The organism is Agrococcus sp. GCM10030265, assembly GCF_042666675.1.
GTDB lineage: Bacteria > Actinomycetota > Actinomycetes > Actinomycetales > Microbacteriaceae > Agrococcus.
Genome location: NZ_JBHTCZ010000001.1, coordinates 304,577 through 325,561 on the forward strand (window position 1 = coordinate 304,577; position 20,985 = coordinate 325,561).

The following is a 20,985-nucleotide window of genomic DNA, read 5'->3' on the forward strand; positions in this document are numbered from 1 at the left end:
CGATCCCCCAGCGCACGCGAGGCCTCTCCAGGTGCGCATCCGCGCGGCGACGGACGCAGTCACGAGGACCCACGAGCCGGAAGCCGACGCGGGAGCTCGTCGAGCGCGCCCTGCGCCTCCTCAGACGAGGCCGTGGCGCGCGAAGGCGTTCCAGATGCCGTCGTCGAGCACGCCCGTCGTGAACTCGCTCGCGCGCTCGCGCACCTCGACGACCGCATCCGCCATCGCGATGCCGACGCCGCACACGTCGAACATCTCGACGTCGTTCGACGAGTCGCCGATGCCGATCGCCTGCTCGGCAGCGAAGCCGAGCAGCGGCAGCACGTGCTCGATCGCCGCGCCCTTCGTGACGCCCGCCCGGCTCACCTCGCCGCTCGCGGTGCCGAGGTGCGGCATCGTGCCGGTGATGACGTGGAAGTCGGGGCCGAGGCTCTCCGCGATGCGCGCGAACAGGCCGAGGTCCTCGCCGATGAACATGGCCTTCGCGACGCGCTCGGTGGGCAGCGGCTCGGTCTGCACGAGCGGCGCGACCCGCGGATGCTCGTGCGGCTCGACGCCGTCGAACGTCTCGCCCGCGTAGCGCCGCAGGTACTCGGCGTAGCGCACGTGCACGCCGGCGGTCGGGTACACGCCCTCGTCGGTCTGCAGGTAGTAGTCGACGCCCGCATCCTCGAAGACGGCGACCATGCGTGCCGTGAGCTCGGCGTCCATCGTGCGCTCGAGCACCTGCTCGCCACCGATCGCCGCGTAGCCGCCACCTGCGGTGATCGCGCCGTCGAAGCCGATCGCCGCGACGTGCTCGGGCACCTCCATGGGCGCGCGACCCGTCGCCAGCAGCACCGTGTGCCCGTTCGCGCGCGCCCGCCGCACCGCCTCGACCGTGGAGTCGGCGACGCGCGCCGCCTCGTCCATGATCGTGCCGTCGACGTCGAGGAAGACGACGCGGGCGTGGGATGCGTGCGGCATGGATGCCTCTCGGCTCACGGATGCGGGCGGCGGCGGGCGCGGGCCCACCGCATCCATCCCACCACCCGCGGGTGGGCGGCGACGAATCGCGCCCTCGGCCCCAGAAACCCTTGGAGGTTCTCGGCCGCTTGCGAGGTCGAAAGCGGCCGAGAACCCATGCAGGGTTGGATCAGAGGAACTGCGCCGGGTCGAACTCGTCGATCGGGATGATGCGCACGCGCGGCAGTCGCGAGGTGAACGCGTGCACGTCGTACTCGAGGTCGAACTGCTCGACGCCCGGCACCTGACGCAGCCCGGTCGACATGAACTCGGCGAAGCCGATCGTGCCGACGCGGCGCGTGCCGTCGGCGAGCGCCGTCATCTGCGGCGCGAAGTCGCCGTCGTGGCTCACGAGCATGACGTCGGCGGCGCGGTGTCGCAACGCATCCGCGGTGCGCTGGATGGCGATGTCGACGACCTTGCCGTCGCCCTGCAGCGGCACGGGCGTGTAGCCCATCGCGAGCAGCGCCTGCACGAACGACATCGGCAGGGTCTCCTGCACGGCGAGGAAGAAGAGACCCTTCACGCCCTGCTGCCACTGCTGCTCGGCGAAGTCGAGCAGCACGTTCCAGCGCGGGCGCTCGTGCGGGTCGGGGCGGCGCCCGAGCACCGACTGGCCGAGCGTCGCGTCGATGTTCTCGCCATCGACGAGGATGTACGTGGTGCGCTCGGCCATGGGTCGACCGTACTGCGCCCGGGGCAGGGCGACCGCATCCGCCCCGCGCCGCGGCCCATCCGCCGCGCGCCCACGTTCGCGTCTCGCGGGCTCGAGCCTCGCGTCTCGCGGGCTCGAGCCTCGCGCCTCGCGGGCTCGAGCCTCGCGCCTCGCGGGCCGAGCTTCGCGTCTCGCGGGCCGAGCCTCGCGTCTCGCGGGCCGAGCCTCGCGTCTCGCGGGCCGCGCTTCGCGTCTCGCACGCGATCCCGGCAGCGGAGGGAACATGCCCCTCTGCTGCCGGGATCGCCTGCAGCACGCGAAGCCGCCGACGCGACCGCAACCGCGCCGCGTCAGGCGAGCAGCGGCAGCACCACGAGCGGGAACAGGGTCGCGAGCGTGTTGTGCACGAGATGCGCGAGCACGCCCGGCCAGATGGATCCGGTGCGGCGGAAGAGCAGCGCCGTCGCGACGCCCACGACGAACGCCACCGGCAGCACCGCGTTCACGCCGTGCGCAAGCGCGAAGATCGCCGCGCTCGCCGGCACCGCGACCCACGCCGACCAGCGCCCGAACGCGTTGGCGACGACGCCGCGGAAGAACGCCTCCTCGCCGAGCGGCGTCAGCACCGAGCCGAGCAACAGCGTCGCCACGAACGCGAGGGCACCGCCCGCGGCCGCCGCCTGGTAGTCGCTCTGGATGTTCTCGGGCGCGGGCAGCACGAGGCTCATGACGACGCCGACCACGAGGCTCAGCACGAACGTGCCGACCCCGCTCGCCGCACCGATCGCGAGCCAGCGACCGGATGCGCGACGCACGCCCAGCACGTCGAGCCTGCGGATGCGCACGGCGAACGCCGCCGTGAACCCCAGCAGCCCGAGGGTGCCCGAGAGCGCGTACTGCACGAGGCCCGCGGTGACCGGCTCGAGGTCGACCGACGTGAGCAGCGCGACGGTGCCGACGAGGCCGAGCAGGAAGGCGATGGCGCCGGCAGCCAGCTCGGGCCATCCCGGGCGCTCGACGGTGGGGGCGGGGCGAAGGGTGGTGTCGCTCATGCCACCACCCGACACCGTGCCCTCGGGGCACGGTCAAGCGACGTCGCGCGAGCTCAGGTGCGAGCGAGGAATGCGAGGAGGCCGCGGTCGAACGCCGCGGGCTGCTCGGCGTTCGTCGCGTGCCCGGCTCGCCGGACCACCGCCGACTCGCCCATCGGCGCGAGCCTCGCGGCGGCGGCGGCGTGGGTCGACGGCCACAGCTCGCTCTCGTCGCCCGCGACGAACAGCACCGGCACCTCGGTGCGCGCGATGACGGGCCGCCAGTCGGCGCGCGCATGGTCGCCCAGGATGTCGAGCTCGCCAGCGCTGAGGCCGCCAGCCCTCGGGCGACCCATCGCCCGCAGCAGCCGCACCACGCGCATCCCGCGCCGCCAGATGGGCGTGCCCACGCCCGTCGGAGGGATGCCCTCGGCGAAGAACGTGTCGCGGTTCGCCGGCTCGTAGCCGTAGTAGCCGTGGCGCCAGTCGTCGTCGTTCAGCATGCGCGGCGTCTGGTCGACGACGACGATCGAGCGCACGCGCTCGGTGCCGTGACGCTCGACGAACGCCCAGATCGTGTTGCCGCCCATCGAGCCGCCGACGAGCGTCGCGTCGCGCAGGTCGAGCCGCTCGAGCACGGCCTGCACGTCGTCGCCGCGCCGCGCCATCGTGACGCCGCGGCCGATGGGCTCGGTGTCGCCATGGCCGCGCACGTCGACCGCGAGCACGCGGTAGCCGGCATCGGCCAGCGATCGCACCTGGAAGCGCCACGTCGTCGCCGCTGCCGTGAAGCCGGCGAGCAGCACCACGGGCCGGCCGCCCGCATCCCCGTGCTCGGCGACGTGGATGCGGTACCCGTCGTCGGCGGTGACGGTCGTGGTCACGAGATCCTCCTGGGTCGATCGGTCGCTTCGAGCATTCGATCGGGCAGGAGATGCGGTGCTTCGGGCGGAATCAGGACATCTCCTGCCCGATCGGCTGCATCTGCTGCCCAGTGGGGGTGGTTCGGGCGAGGGATGCGGGTGCGGCGGGAGAGGCAAGGGATGCGGGCTCGGCGGCGGCGGCGAGGGATGAGGGCGCCGCGGGCTCGCCTGCCAGGTCGATGACCGCGCCGATGCCGCCGGCGAGCGCCGAGCCGGCCGACGGGAACGCCTTGCCGGGGTTCAGCAGGCCGCGCGGGTCGAAGGCGTGCTTCACCGCCGCGTGGAGGTCGAGCTCGACGCCCGTGATCTCGGCGGCCGCCGCCGGCAGCTTGAGCAGCCCCACGCCGTGCTCGCCGGTGGCCGTGCCGCCGAGCCGCTGGCACTCGTCGACGATGCGGTCGAACGCGACCTTCGCTCGCGCGCGGGCCGCAGCGTCGTCGGCGGCGACGACGATGAGCGGATGCAGGTTGCCGTCGCCCGCATGCGCGATGTTCGCGATCGTCACGTCGGCCTCGGCCGCGATCGCCTCGATGCGCGCGAGCATCGCGGGCACCTGCATGCGCGGCACGCAGATGTCCTCGGTGAGCACCGGGCCGAGGCGCTCGAGCGCCGGATACGCCAGCCGGCGGGCCCGGAACAGCCGGTCGATCTCGTCGGGGTCGGATGCGCGCTCGATGCCCGACGCGTCGGCCGCCGCGAGGTGCGCCGCGACGCGCTCGGCGAGCGCCTCGCCCGCCGGACCCACCTCGTCGACGCGCACGAGCAGCATCGCAGCCGCGTCGTCGCGGATGCCGAGGCCCTGCCACGCGTTGACCGCTGCGAGGCACGTGCGATCGACGAGCTCGAGGGCCGCCGGCACGATGCCGTCGCGGGCGATCGACGCGACGGCGCGGCCCGCATCCGTGAGCGACGAGAACGTGCCGACGACGACGCGATCCTCGCGCCCGGCGAGCGGCACGAGCTTGAGGCGGGCCTCGACGACGATCGCGAGCGTGCCCTCGCTGCCGACGATGAGCGACGTGAGGTCGTAGCCCGTGACGCCCTTCGCGGTCGAGCGACCCACGCGCGCGACGCGGCCGTCGGCGAGCACGACCGTGAGGCCGAGCACGTAGTCGGTCGTGACGCCGTACTTCACGCAGCAGATGCCGCCGGCGTTCGTGGCGACGTTGCCGCCGATCGTCGAGATGGCCTGGCTCGCGGGATCGGGCGGGTACCAGAGGCCGTGGCTGGCGACATGGCGGCGCAGGTCGTCGTTGAGCACGCCCGCCTCGACCACCGCGAAGCGCTCGTCGACGTCGACCTCGAGGATGCGGGTCATGCGCTCGAGGCTCAGCACGATGCATCCCGCGATGGCGTTCGCGCCGCCCGACAGCCCCGTGCCGGCGCCGCGCGGCACGATCGGCGTCGCCGTCGCGTGCGCGACCTCGACCGTCGCGACGACGTCGTCGAGCGACTCGGCGAGCACGACCGCGGCTGGCGGCGCGAACGGCGCCCACTCGGCGTCGTCGTGCGCGTACGCGTCGAGTGCGGCCGCATCCGTCAGCACCTGCGCGGGCGCGAGCCTCGCCCGCAGCTCGTCGACGACCGTCATGCCCACCCCTCCTCGCGCGTGCCTGGCACTCTACGGCCTCTCCTGCGACGCGCCGCGCGCATGAGACCCGACCTCGCAGGTGCCAGCGCCTGCGGCAGGCCGTGGCCCCGCGCACCAGGTGGCTCGCACGCTAGACGGCGCCACCGACACCGCGGCGGCCGCGCTGCTGCGGCAGCCCGAGCGCCGCACGCAGCGCGGCCCGCATCCGCCGCTCGAAGATCCGCGAGCCCGGGGCATCCGGCACGATGCGCTCGAAGGCGTGGAACGCGCCTGGCACCTCGACGAGCGTCACGTCGACGCCCGCGTCGCGCAGCCGACGGGCGTACACGATGTCCTCCTCGACGAAGAGGTCGAGCGCGCCGACGCCGATCCACGTGGGCGGCAGCCCCGCGAGCCCCTCGCGGCGCGCGGCGACCGCGTACGGCGGCACGGCGTCGCCACCGGGCGCGACGCCGAGGTACGACGTCCACCCGTGCCGGTTCGAGCCCGTCGACCACACGAAGCGACCCGTGCCCGCGTGATCCTCCCGCGTCACGGTGCGGTCGTCGAGCATCGGGTACAGCAGCAGCTGGAACGCGATCGGCAGCCCCTCGTCGACCCCGGCCTGCACGGCGCACGCCGCGAGCCCGCCGCCCGCGCTGTCGCCGCCCACCGCCACCCGCGTGCCGTCGACGCCCTCCGCATGCGCCGACGCGTGGATCCACCGCAGCACGTCGACGCAGTCGTCGAGCGCCGCAGGGAAGGGATCCTCGGGCGCGAGCCGGTAGTCGACGCTCACGACGCGGATGCCCAGGTCGGCCGCGAGCGACGAGCAACGGTCGTGGTAGGTCACGGGATCGCCGAGGACGAAGCCGCCCCCGTGCACGTACAGCAGCACCGGCAGCGGCCGCTCGCCGGTGCGCTCGGGCTCGTACACCCACACGGGCACGCGTCGACCGTCGCGGCCGGCGACCAGCCGACCCTCGGCGACGACGCCGTCGGCGATCGGCGCGGCCTTCGCCCGCATCCGTCGCGAGAGCGCCACGATGCGGGCGCCGATCGCGGCATCGGGCACCAGCAGCCACGGCGTGCGGTACTGCGGATCCACCGCAGCCGTCGCCGCCCGCACGCGCGCGGCGTGCGCGCCGACCGCCGCGGCCGCACCGACCGCGATCCCTCCGAGCAGCAGCCTCGATGCACGGGCCATGCGGCACTCCCCTTCGTGGTGACGTTCGCCCCAGCCTGCCGTGTCGGCGGCCTTCGCGCGCACTGGATGCGCCGACGGCGGGGCGTGGGATGACGCCCCGGGCTCGATGCGCTCGCCAGGGGCCGGGCATCGCCCACTCGCGCGGGGCCTGCGCGAGGCGTGCGCATCCCGCGGCCTCAACCCCGCGGCGGGCACGCGCGAGGCGTGCGCATCCCGTGGTCTCAGCCCGGCGGCGGGCCTCCCCGCCACGGCACGTCGCCCGATCCCATCGGTGCGACGGGCCCCATCGCGGGCGCGCCCCATGCGTCGGCGGGCGTCACGACGGGCGCGGGCGCGCGGCCGCGGCGCATGGTCTGCAGGTCGACGGTCGACGCCCGCTGCGTCCACGCATCCGACGGATCCTCGAGCCTGCAGCACAGCATCGCCGCGAGCGGGATCGTGAGGAACAGCACCGAGATCGTCGTCGTCTCGTCGTCCATGAGCTCGCCCATCGTGCGCGACACGATGACCGAGCCGAGCACCGCGACCTGCACGGCGAACGGCGCGACGATCGCCCGCGCGTCGCCCTCCTTCGTGCCCGTGCGCGGCGCGCCCAGCAGCAGCAGGGCCGCGAGGCTCAGCACCACGACGAGCGGCTGCTCGAGGTCGTCCTTCCACACGCCGGGCAGCAGCTGGCCCGCATGCATCGTCAGCAGCGGCACGAGCGCGAGGCGCAGCAGCAGATGGCGGTCGACGACGTCGCGGCGACGCGCCGCACCCCAGATCGCGAGCCCCAGCACGAGCACGAGGATGACGGCGACGATCTGCGACGGCGACGCCGCGAACCGCGAACCCGGCAGCCCGAGGTCGATCGACCAGATGAACCACGCCTGCAGCGGCACCACGACGAGCAGCGCCACGATCGCGCCGACCCGCCCCGTCGAGCGGCGCAGCCGCGGCAGCACCACGGGCACGAGCAGCACGAGCAGCACGACGAGCCCCGTGAGGTTGCCTGCCGGGAGGATGACGGCCTGCACGGCATCGACCACCGCGCCGTCGTCGGTGACGAACGTGAGGAGCGCGTACGCCACGAGGAACGAGACGAGCGCCATGCCCGCGACGATCGCGAGCGTCGCGATCACGAGCAGGTGCCCGCGCGGCCGCACCGGCATCCGCCCCGAGCGCGCGACGAGCCACACCACGACGACGCCGGCGACGATCGCGTGTGGCCACGAGCTCCACGTCGGGTAGCCCCAGATGTTGGCGTCGAGGTCGCCGAACAGGGTCGAGAGCGGCCCGATGCGCACGGCGACGACGGCGAGCGCGATCGCCGCCGCCGCGATCGGCACCCACGACGCGAGCAGGATGCGCCTGCCGATGCGGTCGGCGCGCGCATGCACCTGCTGCGCGTACAGGGCGACGGCGAGGATCGCGACGGCGCCGATGACGACGAGCACGGGGAAGGCGAGGTCGGTCCACGCCTTCACGAACACCCACTGCGTCGGCTCGACGGCGCCCACCCACGTCACGAGCGCCCACTGGATCGCGAGCGCGACGCCCGCGCAGACCGCGAGATGCACGCGCGGCCGCGTGAGTGCGATCGCGAGCGCCGCGAGCACGGCGGCGGCGAGCCCGCTCGCACCGATGCCCGCGACCCACTGCACGCCCTGCCCGGGCCCAGACAGCACCGCCTCGAGCGTGATGGCGCTCGACGCCACCGTCGCACCGACGGCGACCCAGCGATGCCACGGCCTGCCCACGAGCAGCAGCATCGTGGCGGCGGCGAAGCCGAGCCCGAACGTGATCTGCAGCGCCACCCATCCGACGACGTCGTGGCCCCAGTCGCGGCTCGGCACCTCGCCCGGGAACTCCTGCACGACGCCGGGGGTGATGAGGATGTCGGCCAGCAGCACCCACGCCGCGAGCAGCAGCGCCGCGAACGCCACGGCCGTCCACGCCACACCGCGTGGCACGAGCCGACGGATGCGGCCGGACCACCACGCGCGCAGCACGCGGCCGAGCGTGGTGCGGCCGTCGGTGGCGCGCCCGCGGCGAGGGGGTGGTGAGGCGGACGGCAGGGTTGGCGGAGGGGCGGACGGCAGTGTTGGCAGAGGGGCGAATGGCGCAGGGGTCGGCGACGCAGGGGCTGGCAGCGCAGCACTGCCGGGTGGCGTCGCCGCGGGCGGGCCGTACGCCGGCGACCACGGCGCCGACGGCGGCGCACCCCGCCCGCGAGGCGCCTGGTGCGGCTGCTCGTACGCGGGCGACGGCGGCGGCTGCGCGGCGGACGCGGGGTGCGGGCTCGACCCTGGCAGCCCATCCGGGTGCGGCGGCCGCGCGGCGCGGTGCGGCCACGACGCCCGCTCGCCGGGCGGCGGGGGCGTGCCGCGCGCATCCATGCGACGAGCATGCACCGCCCGCATGCGAGACGCCAGGGAGCGGCGCGGTCGAGCGCGAGCAGGGCGCCGCGCATCCTCCCGTGCGGGATCAGGCCTTCGCGTCGCCCTTCGGCGTGCGCGCCCTCCACGCCTCGATCGCCGTCTTCACCAGCACGGCGATGAGGAAGATGGCGAACAGGATGGCGGCGGCGCGCGGGTCGAGCAGGCCGGCGACGGTCGCGCCGAGCGCCGTCGTGAGGCACGCGGCGCCGCCGACGCATGCCGCGGCGACCAGGTCGACGTTCTTGCGGATCAGGTTGCCGATCGTGCCCGAGATCGCCGTCGGCACCATCATGAGCATCGACGTGCCCTTGGCGACGAGGTCGCTCGACTCGAACAGCAGGATGAGCGCCGGCACCACGACGACGCCGCCGCCGATGCCGATGATGCCGGCGAGCACGCCCGTGCCGAGGCCGACGAGCACGAGCCCCGCGATGGTCCAGCCGTCGAGCTCGATGCCGTCGCCGCGCTCGGGCACGACGAGGAAGAGCTGCACGGCGACCGCGAGCGCGAACGCCATGAAGAGGAATCGCACGAAGGAGACGGGCAGCCTCGCGAGCAGCAACGCGCCCAGCTGCGCGCCCACCACCGAGCCGGCGGCGAGCAGCGCGGCCGCGAGCACGTCGACGTTGCCGGGGATGGCGTAGGCGACGACGCCGACGGCGCTCGTCGGCACGATGGCGGCGAGGCTCGTGCCGCTCGCGAGCTTGCGCTCGAGCCCACCGAAGGCCAGCAGCAGCGGCACGATGACGATGCCGCCACCCACGCCGAACAGCCCCGACATGAAGCCGGCGACGAGACCGATCACGACGAACGCGACGTAGCGGCGGGGTGAGCGGGCGGTCGTGGGGGGCATCGCGTCCATCCTGGCACCGCGTGCGCGGGAGCGGATCCTGCGCGGCGGATGCGCGACGGCGGATGCGGCGCACGCTCCTCATGGCGGACTGGGCAGACGATGTCGCCTGACGGCGCTCTCCACGACATCTGCTGCCCGTTCGCGCGCATCTGCTGCCCGGTCCGTCCTGCGTGCCTCGGGCGCGGCTCCCCGGTTCCTGTGCTGACTGGGCAGTACATGCTCTCGGCAGCCCGGCTCGGCGACATGTGGTGCCCACTCGAGCGCATCGAGTGCCCGGTCGGCGAGCACGCGACGTGCAGGGGATGCGGCGGAGCGCGGGGCAGGTGGCGGCGCGCGTGCGGAGGGGTGAGCGCGTCACGGCGCAGAACGCGTGCGCGTCACACCGCGGCACGCGGGCGCGTCACGGCGCGGAGCGCGGGCACGTCACGCCGCGGCACGCGGGCGCGTCACGCCGCGGCACGCGGGCGCGTCACGCCGCGGCACGCGGGCGCGTCACGGCGCAGCACGCGGGCGCGTCGCACCGCGGAACGCGTGCGCGTCGCACCGCGGCACGCGGACGCGTCACGCCGCCGAGCGCGGGCGCACCGCCGCGCACACGATGCCCGCCGCCACCATCGCCGCGGCGCAGACCCCGACGAGGATGCGGAAGTCGAGCACCGCCAGCAGCCACGCGCCGAGCGCGAGGAAGCCGAGCTGCGGCACGTTGATCGCGGCGTTCAACGCCGCCGACGTGCGGCCCTGCAGCCGCGGAGGCGTCACGCGCTGCCGATACGTCACGACGCCCACGATGGCCCACGGCACGCTGAAGCCGATGAGCAGCTGCGACGCGCCCATGCCGGCCCACCGCATCCATGCCGCGTCGGGCTGGCCGTACAGGAAGGCGAGGCCCACGACGAGCCCCGCACCCAGCAGGCCGAGGCCCCACGCCACGAGCAGGCGCTCGCCGATGCGTCGCAGCACCGCCGCCGCCGTGACGCCGCCGAGCACCGCGCCGGCGCCCTGCACGGCCTGCAACGGGCCGAGCGCCTCGGGGCCGGCTCCCGTGCCGACCTCGACGAACGGGAAGATCGTCGCGTTCAGCAGACCGTTCGCCGCGAACGCCGACGTCAGGACGATCGTGAGCAGGCGCAGCGTCGGCTCCGACAGCAGGTGGCGGAAGCCCGCGGTGACCTGCCGCATCCACGGCTCGTGCGCATCCTCGAGGATGGCCGGCGACTCGGCGACGCGCACCGTCAGCAGCACGATCGTCGTCGCCACGAAGCAGAGCGACGTGAGCAGCACGACCGCCCACGGCCCGAACGCCACGTACAGCACGGTGCCGAGCGGCGGGCTCACGATGCGCATGGCGTTGTCGATCGACGAGAGCGCACCGTTCGCCGAACCCAGCTCGGCATCGGGCAGCATGTCGCGCAGCAGCCCCGACTGCGCGGCTGCCGTGACGATCGCGACGAGACCGTAGCCGACCGTCACGACGTAGATGAGCCACACGTCGCGCGGCCCGTGCACCGCGAGCAGCGAGAGCACGAGCGCCGCGCCGCCCGCGTTCGCGGCGATGAGCAGCCTGCGCCGCGAGACGCGGTCGGCCACATGGCCGACGATCGGTGCGAGCAGCGTCGGCGCGCCGAGGGCGAGGAACACGAGCGCGCCCGCCGCATCCGAACCCGTCAGCTCGCGCACCCACACGGCGAGCATGAGGTAGAGGGCGCTGTCGCCGAGGTTCGAGGCGAACCAGCCGACCGTGAGGCGGCGGAACGCGGGCCGACGGAACGGCGACGCGGACCTCGCGGTGGATGCGGGGGCGGATGCCGGTGCGGATGCGGCGGCGGTTCCGGGTGCGGAAGCGGCGGGCGATGCGGCTGGCGACGCGGGCGCGGCGTGCGCTTCGCGTGCGGGGTCCGGGCCGGGTGCTGGCTGAGTCACGATCGCTCCTGCGGACGAGGACGGCACGACCAAGGTCGGGGTGGCTGGGTCACGATTCCCTCCTGCTGACGCGGACGGCACGACCTCGGTCGGGGTGGCTGGGTCACGATTCGCTCCTGCTGACGCGGACGGCACGACCTCGGTCGGGGTGGCTGGGTCACGATTCGCTCCTGCTGACGCGGACGGCACGACCTCGGTCGGGGTGGCTGGGTCACGATTCGCTCCTGCTGACGTGGACGGCACTGCTTCGGTCGGGGTGGTCGGCCCATCGCGCAGGCACGCCTCGCGCGACGGCGCATCGTGCCGACGCACGCGGCGCGACCCGGCGGCGCGACGCGGTCCTGCGCGCCTCACGGCGCGACGCCGCACGCGACGCGGTCGCGCACGCATGACGGCGCATCGCGGTCGCGCGGGCGCCGCGGGATGACCCGACGCCGTGAGCGGGGACGCGTCGGGGTGCGAGGGGTCAGGCCCCGCGCGTCACGCCTCGGGGGTCGGCGGGGTCCGCGGGTCGGGATTCAGCACGCCGAGGAAGTGCGCGCGGCGGCTGCCCGGCGGTCGTGTCGACGCATCCGCCTCACGGCCGTGCAGATGCTCGGTGAGCGCCGCGATCGCGTGCACGAGCTCGCGCATCTCGTCGGCGGTCGCCCAGAACTCGGAGGTGTTCACCGTGACCGCGCCTGCCCATGCGGCGTCGTCGGTGGGTGCGGTGGTGAGGAAGTCGACGATGCGCGCCGCCTCGTGCTGCACGTACAGCGCGCCGACCGTCGCCGACGAGCGCACCGACGCCGGGTCGTGCACGTCGGGCATGAGGTTGCGGCTGCGGTGGATGGGCCGCCACGGCTTGGCGGTGCCGCGCGGCTCGGCACGCTCGATGTAGCCGGCCCTCTCGAGCTGACGGAGGTGGAACGAGCAGTTCGAAGGGCTCTCACCCACGCGCTCGGCGATCTCGGTCGCCGTCGCCTCGCGCATGTCGTCGAGCACGCTGAGGATCTCGACGCGCAGCGGATGCGCGAGCGCCCGGAGCATGGCGGGATCGCTGGTGACGAGCGCGCCCGGGCCGCTCGCGACGTCCGCCTGCCCGGACGTCGCCGCCTCGGGCGCTGCCTGCCCGGACGTCGCCTGCTCGGGCACCGCCTGCCCGGACGTCGCGTCCGCGGACCCCGCCTGCTCGGGCGCCGTCACGGCAGGAGACCCTGCGTGGCGATCGCCGTCTGGCGCGCCTGCGCATGGCGCTGCTCTGCGGCTGCCGTGGCGCGACGGGCGCGGTGGATCTCCTCGTCGCGTCCCGGTCGGATGCTGCTGGTGCTGCGTCGCATGGCCTGCTCCTTCCTCGATCGGTGGACCTGCGTCTAACGAAAGACTACTTTCGAAGCGTGTGCTTCGCAAGGGTTCTTTCACATGGTGAACTCGCGTTATATCGCGAGTGCTGAGGCTCACGATATATCGCGTCCATCTCGATCGCAAGAGCCAGCGCCTCGCACGCTGCCCGCACCGTGCGGTTGGATGGAGGCATGAGCGACCTGACCCGTCCCGAGATCGACGCCCCCACGGGCCCCGCCCCCTCCGAGCTCGTCATCCGCGACATCGTCGTGGGCGAGGGCGCCGAGGCCACGCCCGGCGCGACCGTCGAGGTGCACTACCTCGGCGTCGAGCACGACTCCGGCGAGGAGTTCGACGCGTCGTGGAACCGCGGCCAGTCGATCCAGTTCCCGCTGCAGGGCCTCATCGCCGGCTGGCAGGAGGGCATCCCGGGCATGAAGGTCGGCGGACGCCGCGAGCTCACCATCCCGCCGCACCTCGCATACGGCCCCGCCGGTGGCGGCCACCGCCTCTCGGGCAAGACCCTCATCTTCGTCATCGACCTGCTCGGCGTCGCCTGACCCGCATCCACCCGAACCACTCGCGAGGCCCCCGCCACCCGGCGGGGGCCTCGCTGCATCTCCCACCCCGAACTCCTGCAGGTTCTCGGCCGCTTCTGACCTCGCAGACGGCCGAGAGCCTGCACAGGTTCGTGGAGGGGCGGGAGGGTGCACGGGCGGCGGGAGTGTTGACAGTCGACGCAGCGCGGGCGTATCGTCGCGGATTGGTCGGACCAATGCGGTCGGACCTCCACTCGATGGGGAGATGATGGACGACGCGCTCGACGCCCTCGTGGCCCGCCTCGTCGACCTCTCGACCGTCGAGCACGACGGCACCCGTCGCCTCCCGCCCGAGCGCGTGCTCGTCGAGCGTCTCGACATGAGCCGCAGCACGCTGCGCGAGCGCCTCTCGCAGCTCGAGTCGCTCGGCATCCTCGACCGCCGCCAGGGCCACGGCACCTACCTCCGCTCCCCCGGCGCATCCGTCGTGCGCACGACGTTCACGCTCATGTCCGCCCTCGGCGGCGTCACGCCCGACCAGGTCGACCAGGCGCGCGAGATGCTCGAGATCGTCACGACCGTCGAGGCGGCGAGGCGCGCGACCGCCGCCGACGTCGCGACCCTCGGCGCGCTCGTCGAGACGATGATCGCGGCCACGGCCTGCGGCGACCACGACGCGGGCCTCGAGGCCGACCTCGCCTTCCACCGCCACCTCTTCACGATCGTCGGCAACCCCGTGCTCGACGTGCTGCAGGACGGCCTCGCCGGCATGCTGCGCGACACGCTCGCCGCCCGCCGCGCGACGGCGATGCGCGCCGAGACCCCCGCCGACGACGGCACGTACCGCACCGACACCGTGCACCGCGCGATCGTCGACGCGCTCGGCGCGCGCGACGTCGACGCCGCACGCGTCGCCATCCGCCTCCACTTCGACCACCACGATGCCGTCGTCGCCACGAGCGACGCGGCCCCCACGACCGCAGGAGCAGCATGACCACCGCCACCTTCGTCGGCCTCGGCGCCATCGGCACCCCCATGTCGCAGCGCATCGCAGGCGCCGGCCTCGCCGTCACGGGCGTCGATCCCTTCGAGGCCGCCCGCGACCGCGCGCAGGCCGCCGGCATCGACGCCGTCGCATCGATCGCCGAGGCCCCCGCATCCGGCCCCGTCGTCGTCATGGTCGCCACGGGCGAGCAGCTGGATGCGCTCGTCGACCAGGCGGAGGCCGCAGGCGTCGCCGCCGACCGCCTCTGGATCGTCATGTCGACCGTCGGCCCCGCCGCGGTCGAGGCATCCGGTGCCCGCATCGTCGCCCTCGGCGGCCGCGTCGTCGACGCCCCCGTCACGGGCGGCGTCGCCCGCGCGACCACCGGCGAGCTCGTCATCTTCGCCTCCGGCTCCCACGCCGACCTCGACGAGGCCGCCGCCGTGCTCGCGCCGCTCGGCACCGTGCGCGTCGTCGGCGACCGGCTCGGCCAGGGCCAGGGCATCAAGGTCGTGAACCAGCACCTCTGCTCGGTGCACATCGTCGCCGCAGCCGAGGCGCTCGCGCTCGCCGAGCGTCTGGGCCTCGAGCAGGCAGCCGTGCTCGACCTCGTCGCAGGCGGCGCCGCGGGCTCGTGGATGCTGTCCGACCGCGGCCCCCGCATGCTCGAGGACGAGCCGCAGGTCACGTCGAGCATCGGCATCTTCGTGAAGGACTCCGGCCTCGTCGCCGACGCCGCCGCCGCCGCGGGCGCCGAGGTGCCCGTGCTCGCCGCGGCACGCGAGCGCTACCTCGCCGCCGCCGACGCCGGCCTCGACCGCGCCGACGACAGCCAGGTCATCCGCACCTACCAGCGCTAGCCGCGCCCACCGATCCGACCCAGGGCGACGCAGCCGCCGCCCGGACCCACCCACAGGAGCACCATGTCCGCACCCACCGTCTCCGGCGCGCAGCCGAAGAAGGACAACGCCGTGAAGGTGTCGCTCGCCTCGATGATCGGCACGGTCGTCGAGTCGTACGACTTCTTCATCTACGCCACGGCCGCCGCCACCTACTTCGGCACCGTCTTCTTCGCGACCGACAGCGACATCGTCGGCGCGCTCGCCTCGTTCGCGACGCTCGCCGTCGGCTTCCTGTTCCGCCCGCTCGGCGGCTACCTCGCCGGCCACTTCGGCGACCGCATCGGCCGCAAGCGCGTGCTCATCTGGTCGCTCGTCGTCATGGGCGTCGTCACGACCCTCATCGGCGTGCTGCCCACCTACGCGACCGTCGGCGTCGTCGCGCCGATCCTGCTCATCCTCCTCCGCGTCATCCAGGGCATCGCCTACGGTGCCGAGTGGGGCGGCGCCGTGCTCATGGCCGTGGAGCACGCGCCCGAGCGTCGCCGCGGGTTCTTCGGGGCCCTGCCGCAGATCGGCATCCCCGGCGGCCTGCTCGTCGCCAACGGCGTCATCCTCGCCACGAGCGGCCTGCCGGGCGACTGGGCATGGCGCGTGCCGTTCCTGCTCGCGTCGGTCATGGTCATCATCGGCATCTTCATCCGCCTCAAGGTGGCCGAGAGCCCCGCGTTCGAGGCCGTGAAGGAGCAGGGCGAGGTGCTGCGGCAGCCCGCGCTCGAGGCCATCAAGCACGACTGGCGCTCCATCCTGCGCATCGTCGGCCTGCGCCTTGCCGAGACGGGCGGCTACTACGTCACCACGTCGTTCGTCGTCTCGTACGTGGGCCTCGCGGCCATCACGGAGTCGTCGAACGTGCTCATCGGCACGCTCGTCGGCTCGGCGATCGGCCTCGCGAGCCACCTCCTCTACGGCGCGCTGTCGGATCGCATCGGCCGCAAGAAGGTCTTCCTCATCGGCTCGGTCTTCACGATCGCCTTCGGCATCCCGATGTTCCTGCTCATCAACACCGGATCGCTCGTGATGATCGTCGTCGCCGTCGCGCTGTCGCTCGTCTTCAGCCACGACCCGATCTTCGCCGTCGAGTCGAGCTGGTTCTCCGAGCTGTTCCCCGCCAACCGCCGCACCTCGGGCATCTCGCTCGGCTACAACGGCGCCGCGATCGTCGCCGGCTTCCTGCCCTTCATCGCGACCGCCGTCTACGGCTGGGTCGGATGGATCGGGCCGGCACTGCTGTTCTCGCTGCTCGGCATCATCTCGACCCTCGTCGCCATCACGGCACGCGAGACCGCACCCGCGGTCGTCGGCCGGGCGAACGCCGCGCAGCCCACCATGGAAGGAGTCCGATGACCACCGCCGCACCGGCCGCCACGCAGGCCGAGCGTCTCGAGCGCCTCGCCGAGCACGCCTACAACGTGCGCATGCACGCCCTCCACATGGGCGAGGTGCAGGGGCAGGGCTACGTCGGGCAGGCGCTCGGCGCCGCCGACATCCTCACCGTCGCCTACATGGATCAGCTGCGCCTCGACGCGGCCGACGAGCACTGGGAGGGCCGCGACCGCTTCCTGCTGTCGACCGGCCACTACGCCATCGGCCTCTACGCGGCGCTCGCCGAGGCCGGCATCGTGCCGCTCGAGGAGCTCGAGACGTACGGCTCGGACGACTCGCGCCTGCCGATGTCGGGCATGGCCTCGTACACGCCCGGCATGGAGATCTCGGGCGGCTCGCTCGGCCACGGCCTCACGGTCGCGGTCGGCATCGCGCTCGGCCTGCGCCACCGCGGCCTCACCGAGCAGCGCGTGTTCAACTTCCTCTCCGACGGCGAGCTCGACGAGGGCTCGACGTGGGAGGCGGCGATGGGCGCCGCGCACCACCGGCTCGGCAACCTCACCGCCATGGTCGACATGAACGCGCTGCAGGCCGATGGCCCCGCGCAGGGCATCCTGCGCACCGAGCCCGTGCTCGACAAGTGGACGGCGTTCGGCTGGCACGCGATCCGCGTCGACGGCAACGACCTGCCTGCGCTCGTCGCGGCGTTCGACGAGGCGCGCTCCGTCGCCGCCGCCGAGGGCAAGCCGCAGGTGCTGATCTGCGACACGAAGGTCGGCTCGGGCGTCACGATGCTCGAGGACCGCGAGAAGGCGCACTTCATGCGCATCGAGGAGCACGAGTGGGCGATCTGCCGCGAGCAGCTCACCGCCCGCCACGAGGCAGCGAAGGAGGCCGCGCGATGAGCACCGTCGACGCCGGCACGAACCCCGGCAACCCGGATCCCGAGATCGCGACGACCGAGGCGCCCTCTGCCGCCCCGGCGCCGAGGCAGCGGCTGAAGACGAGCGCGATGATCGCATCGTTCGCCGACCCCGGGCAGCGCACGAGCCCCGCCCCGTTCGGCCACGCCCTCGCGAGGGCCGCCGAGCAGGACGAGCGCATCGTCGGCCTCACCGCCGACCTCGGCAAGTACACCGACATGCACGTCTTCGCGCAGGCGCATCCGGATCGCTACTTCCAGATGGGCATGAGCGAGCAGCTGCTCTTCGGCGCGGCCGCCGGCATGGCGGAGGCGGGGCTCACGCCGTTCGCATCCACCTACTCGGTGTTCGCGGCGCGGCGCGCGTACGACTTCATCTGCCTCGACATCGCCGAGCCGAACCTCAACGTCAACGTCGTCGGCGGCCTCCCCGGCCTCACGACGGGCTACGGCCCCAGCCACCAGGCGACGGAGGACATGGCGATCTTCCGCGGCATGCCGAACCTGACGATCGTCGACCCGTGCGACTCGATCGACATCGAGCAGGCCGTGCCGCAGCTCGCCGCCTCCGACGGGCCCACGTACCTGCGCCTCCTGCGCGGCAAGGTGCCGACGGTGCTCGACGAGTACGACTACGCGTTCGAGCTCGGCAAGGCGAAGGTGCTGCGCGGCGGCGCCGACGTCGTGTTCGTGTCGTCAGGTCTCATGACGATGCGCGCCCTGGAGGCGGCCGAGCTGCTCGCCGCCCACAAGGTCGACGTCGCCGTCGTGCACGCCCCCACCATCAAGCCGCTCGACGTCGACACGATCGTCGCCGAGCTCGACACGCCCCGTCTCGCGCTGACGCTCGAGAACCACACCGTGGTCGGCGGCCTGTTCGAGTCGGTGGCGTCGGCGCTCGTGCAGCGCGGCGTGGGGCGTCGCGTGGTGCCCGTGGCGCTGCCGGATGCGTTCCTCGACGCCGGCGCGCTGCCGACGCTGCACGACCGCTACGGCCTGTCGAAGGATGCGATCGTCGCGAAGGTGCTCGCCGAGCTCGGCTGAGCGCCTCCACGCGGTGCGGCGGCACGGCGGTGGACCCGAGAGGGTCGCCGCCGTGCCGCTGCTGCGTGCAGGGGGGTGCGGTGGTCGGCGCGCTGCGAGCGTGCGCGGCTCGGCGGCTCGGCGCGACGCATGCGGCGCGCGCCGAGGCGCTGGCGCGCCCATCGCACGGGGGCGGCTCGCGCGGCGGCGCGCCGGCCGCTAGGCCGTGAGCGTCGCCGCGGCCTGCATCATGTGCGAGCGGATGACGTGCACCGCGTGCTCCTCGTCGCCCGTCGCGATCGCCTCGACCATGTCGAGATGGCGGTCGGTGTCCATGTTCGACGTCGCGCGGTCGAGGCCGGCGAACATGATCGACATGCGGATGGAGCCCTCGAGCTGCTCCCACTGGTGCACGAGCGTCGCGTTGCCGGGGAACGAGACGAGCGCGCGATGGAAGTCGAGGTCGGCCTCGATCCATGCGACGACCGTGCCGTCCTCGGCGGCGCGCATCCGGTCGATCGCGGCCTGCAGCACGGGCTTCGCGTCGTCGATCGTGCCCGCCGAGATGATGAGGCGCGCGGCGAGCGCCTCGAGGGCGCCGCGCACGAGGAAGATGTCCTCGATCTCGCGTGCGTCGAGGTTGCGCACGCTGAGGCGGCCGCGGGCGCCCGACTCGAGCAGCCCCTCCTGCTGCAGCTGCCGCATGGCCTCGCGCAGGGTGCCGCGCGAGATGCCGAGGCGCTCGGAGAGGTCGGTCTCGACCATGTGCGTGCCCGGTGCGATCTCGCCGCTCGTGATCGCGCGGCGCAGCGAGCCGACCGCGAGCTCTCGCAGGTTCGTGCGGTCGAGCCCGACGAGTGCGCTCATGCCGTCCCCCTGACGATCGCGTGTCCGAAGAAGAAGGATAGGGGCGGATGCTGTGCGCATCCGCCCCCGTGTGGTGCCGGCGCCCGGCCGAGGTGTCGCTGGCAGCGACCGGGCGCCGAGCCTGGTGCTCGCGTCAGACGCGGGCGAGCCTGTCGTCGCCGCCTGCGGCCTCCTCCGCGTCGGCGGCGAGGGCGCGCTCGCGCGGGCCCCACGTCTCGCGCGTGAGGAGGGCGGAGGTCAGGCCGATCGCGGCGTAGAGCGCGAAGAGCAGCGCGGGGCCGACCCAGCCGAGCCACACGAACAGCAGCGTCGTGATGAACGGGGTGAAGCCCGAGACCATCGCCGAGAACTGGTACGCGAGCGACGCGCCCGACGAGCGGGTGGCGGCGTTGAACAGCTCGGGGAACCATGCGCCCTGCGCGCCGGCGAGGGCGTTCTGGCACACGGAGTAGGCGAGGATCATGGTCAGCACGATGAGGATGAACAGGCCCGTGTTGACGAGCAGGAACATCGGGATCGCGAACAGCACGGCGAAGGCGGTGACGGCGATGTACAGCGGCCGGCGACCGATGCGGTCGGTGAGCGCAGCCCATCCCCACGTGGCGAAGATGCCGATGCCTGCGCCGATGCAGAGGGCCGTGAGCGTCTGCGACGGCTCGGCGAGGCCCTCGCCGTTGATGTAGCTGATCATGTACGTGACCGAGACGGCGTAGCCGGCGGTCTCGGCGACGCGCAGGCCGATGCCGCGCAGGATGTTGCGCCAGTCGGTCTTCAGCACCTCGACGACGGGCGACTTCACGACGATGCCCTGCGTCTTGACGTCCTCGAAGACGGGCGACTCCGGCACCTTCGCACGGATGAGCAGGCCGACGACGACGAGCACGATGCTCGCGAGGAAGGGCACGCGCCACGCCCAGTCGCCCGGCAGGTGCACCGACACGAGGAAGGTGAGGTTCGCGAGCAGCAGCCCCACGGGGAAGCCCGCCTGCACGATGCCGGTGAACGCGCCCTTGCGCTTCCATGGCGCGTGCTCGTAGCTCATGAGGATCGCGCCGCCCCACTCGGCGCCGAACGCGACGCCCTGGATGATGCGCACGGTGACGAGCAGGATCGGGGCGAGGATGCCCACCTGCGCGTACGTCGGCAGCAGGCCGATGACGAACGTCGCCATGCCCATGGCGATGAGGGATGCGACGAGCACGGGCTTGCGACCGATCCTGTCGCCGAGGTGGCCGCCGATGACGCCGCCGAGCGGGCGGGCGAGGAAGCCGACGCCGAGCGTCGCGAACGACAGCAGCGTGCCGACCAGCGGATCCTCGGACGGGTAGAAGACGGTGCCGAAGTACAGCGCGGCAGCGGTGCCGTAGCCGATGAAGTCGTACGTCTCGATGACGGCGCCCACGCCGGAGCCGACCGCGACCTTCTTCGCGTCGGCGGTGCCGCGGACGGGACCGCGCATCGCAAGAGCCTCAGTGCTCATGATGTCCTCTCGGGTCAAGGATGCCTCGACCGGCGTG

General features: G+C 73.5%; 19 protein-coding genes. 6 read left to right on the plus strand and 13 right to left on the minus strand.

What is annotated here, in order from left to right; all coding sequences use genetic code 11:
- Positions 1-120 precede the first annotated feature (120 nt).
- The 11 genes from ACFQPP_RS01315 to ACFQPP_RS01365 all read right to left on the minus strand — a co-directional run bounded on the left by ACFQPP_RS01315 (position 121) and on the right by ACFQPP_RS01365 (position 12,903).
- The gene (locus tag ACFQPP_RS01315) at positions 121-966 is read right to left on the minus strand and encodes a Cof-type HAD-IIB family hydrolase (protein ID WP_376914673.1); all 846 of its coding nucleotides are present in this window, start codon (positions 964-966) and stop codon (positions 121-123) included.
- 169 nt (positions 967-1,135) lie between these two features.
- The gene (locus ACFQPP_RS01320; RefSeq protein WP_376914674.1) at positions 1,136-1,681 is read right to left on the minus strand and encodes an NYN domain-containing protein; all 546 of its coding nucleotides are present in this window, start codon (positions 1,679-1,681) and stop codon (positions 1,136-1,138) included.
- A 329-nt stretch (positions 1,682-2,010) separates the two neighbouring features.
- The gene (locus ACFQPP_RS01325) at positions 2,011-2,712 is read right to left on the minus strand and encodes a CPBP family intramembrane glutamic endopeptidase (protein WP_376914675.1); all 702 of its coding nucleotides are present in this window, start codon (positions 2,710-2,712) and stop codon (positions 2,011-2,013) included.
- A gap of 53 nt (positions 2,713-2,765) precedes the next feature.
- On the minus strand, positions 2,766-3,575 hold the full coding sequence (locus ACFQPP_RS01330; protein WP_376914676.1) for an alpha/beta fold hydrolase: 810 nt from the start codon (positions 3,573-3,575) through the stop codon (positions 2,766-2,768).
- A 70-nt stretch (positions 3,576-3,645) separates the two neighbouring features.
- Positions 3,646-5,205 carry an FAD-binding oxidoreductase gene (locus tag ACFQPP_RS01335; protein WP_376914677.1) on the minus strand — a complete coding sequence of 520 codons (1,560 nt, stop codon included), beginning with the start codon at positions 5,203-5,205 and terminating at the stop codon, positions 3,646-3,648.
- A gap of 130 nt (positions 5,206-5,335) precedes the next feature.
- Complete coding sequence (locus ACFQPP_RS01340; RefSeq protein ID WP_376914678.1) at positions 5,336-6,391, minus strand: alpha/beta hydrolase; 1,056 nt, start codon at positions 6,389-6,391, stop codon at positions 5,336-5,338.
- A gap of 221 nt (positions 6,392-6,612) precedes the next feature.
- Positions 6,613-8,382 carry a hypothetical protein gene (locus ACFQPP_RS01345; RefSeq protein ID WP_376914679.1) on the minus strand — a complete coding sequence of 590 codons (1,770 nt, stop codon included), beginning with the start codon at positions 8,380-8,382 and terminating at the stop codon, positions 6,613-6,615.
- 475 nt (positions 8,383-8,857) lie between these two features.
- A complete protein-coding gene (locus tag ACFQPP_RS01350; RefSeq protein ID WP_376914680.1) occupies positions 8,858-9,664 on the minus strand; it encodes a sulfite exporter TauE/SafE family protein in 807 nt (268 codons plus the stop codon).
- 561 nt (positions 9,665-10,225) lie between these two features.
- Positions 10,226-11,584 carry an MFS transporter gene (locus ACFQPP_RS01355; RefSeq protein WP_376914681.1) on the minus strand — a complete coding sequence of 453 codons (1,359 nt, stop codon included), beginning with the start codon at positions 11,582-11,584 and terminating at the stop codon, positions 10,226-10,228.
- 480 nt (positions 11,585-12,064) lie between these two features.
- The gene (locus ACFQPP_RS01360) at positions 12,065-12,769 is read right to left on the minus strand and encodes a winged helix-turn-helix domain-containing protein (RefSeq protein ID WP_376914682.1); all 705 of its coding nucleotides are present in this window, start codon (positions 12,767-12,769) and stop codon (positions 12,065-12,067) included.
- A complete protein-coding gene (locus ACFQPP_RS01365) occupies positions 12,766-12,903 on the minus strand; it encodes a hypothetical protein (protein WP_376914683.1) in 138 nt (45 codons plus the stop codon). The genes ACFQPP_RS01360 and ACFQPP_RS01365 overlap by 4 nt, the downstream gene beginning before the upstream one ends.
- Before the next feature lie 195 nt (positions 12,904-13,098).
- Between ACFQPP_RS01365 and ACFQPP_RS01370 the strand changes: the two genes are divergently transcribed.
- From ACFQPP_RS01370 to ACFQPP_RS01395, 6 genes are all read left to right on the plus strand, one after another.
- Positions 13,099-13,467, plus strand: coding sequence for an FKBP-type peptidyl-prolyl cis-trans isomerase (locus ACFQPP_RS01370; RefSeq protein WP_376914684.1), 369 nt, complete (start codon positions 13,099-13,101; stop codon positions 13,465-13,467).
- Positions 13,468-13,711: 244 nt separating this feature from the next.
- Positions 13,712-14,440 carry a FadR/GntR family transcriptional regulator gene (locus tag ACFQPP_RS01375; protein ID WP_376914685.1) on the plus strand — a complete coding sequence of 243 codons (729 nt, stop codon included), beginning with the start codon at positions 13,712-13,714 and terminating at the stop codon, positions 14,438-14,440.
- Positions 14,437-15,291, plus strand: a complete 855-nt coding sequence (locus ACFQPP_RS01380) for an NAD(P)-dependent oxidoreductase (protein WP_376914686.1) — start codon at positions 14,437-14,439, stop codon at positions 15,289-15,291. The genes ACFQPP_RS01375 and ACFQPP_RS01380 overlap by 4 nt, the downstream gene beginning before the upstream one ends.
- 63 nt (positions 15,292-15,354) lie before the next feature.
- Positions 15,355-16,677 carry an MFS transporter gene (locus ACFQPP_RS01385; RefSeq protein WP_376914687.1) on the plus strand — a complete coding sequence of 441 codons (1,323 nt, stop codon included), beginning with the start codon at positions 15,355-15,357 and terminating at the stop codon, positions 16,675-16,677.
- A complete protein-coding gene (locus ACFQPP_RS01390) occupies positions 16,674-17,561 on the plus strand; it encodes a transketolase (protein ID WP_376914688.1) in 888 nt (295 codons plus the stop codon). The genes ACFQPP_RS01385 and ACFQPP_RS01390 overlap by 4 nt, the downstream gene beginning before the upstream one ends.
- Positions 17,562-17,668: 107 nt before the next feature.
- Positions 17,669-18,622, plus strand: coding sequence for a transketolase family protein (locus ACFQPP_RS01395; protein WP_376915285.1), 954 nt, complete (start codon positions 17,669-17,671; stop codon positions 18,620-18,622).
- Between the two features lie 198 nt (positions 18,623-18,820).
- On the opposite strand, the gene ACFQPP_RS01400 is transcribed toward ACFQPP_RS01395, so the two are convergent.
- Both ACFQPP_RS01400 and ACFQPP_RS01405 read right to left on the minus strand, forming a co-directional pair.
- Complete coding sequence (locus ACFQPP_RS01400) at positions 18,821-19,468, minus strand: GntR family transcriptional regulator (protein WP_376914689.1); 648 nt, start codon at positions 19,466-19,468, stop codon at positions 18,821-18,823.
- 133 nt (positions 19,469-19,601) lie between these two features.
- Entirely contained in the window at positions 19,602-20,948 is a 1,347-nt protein-coding gene (locus tag ACFQPP_RS01405; protein ID WP_376914690.1) for an MFS transporter, read from the minus strand.
- Positions 20,949-20,985: the final 37 nt, after the last annotated feature.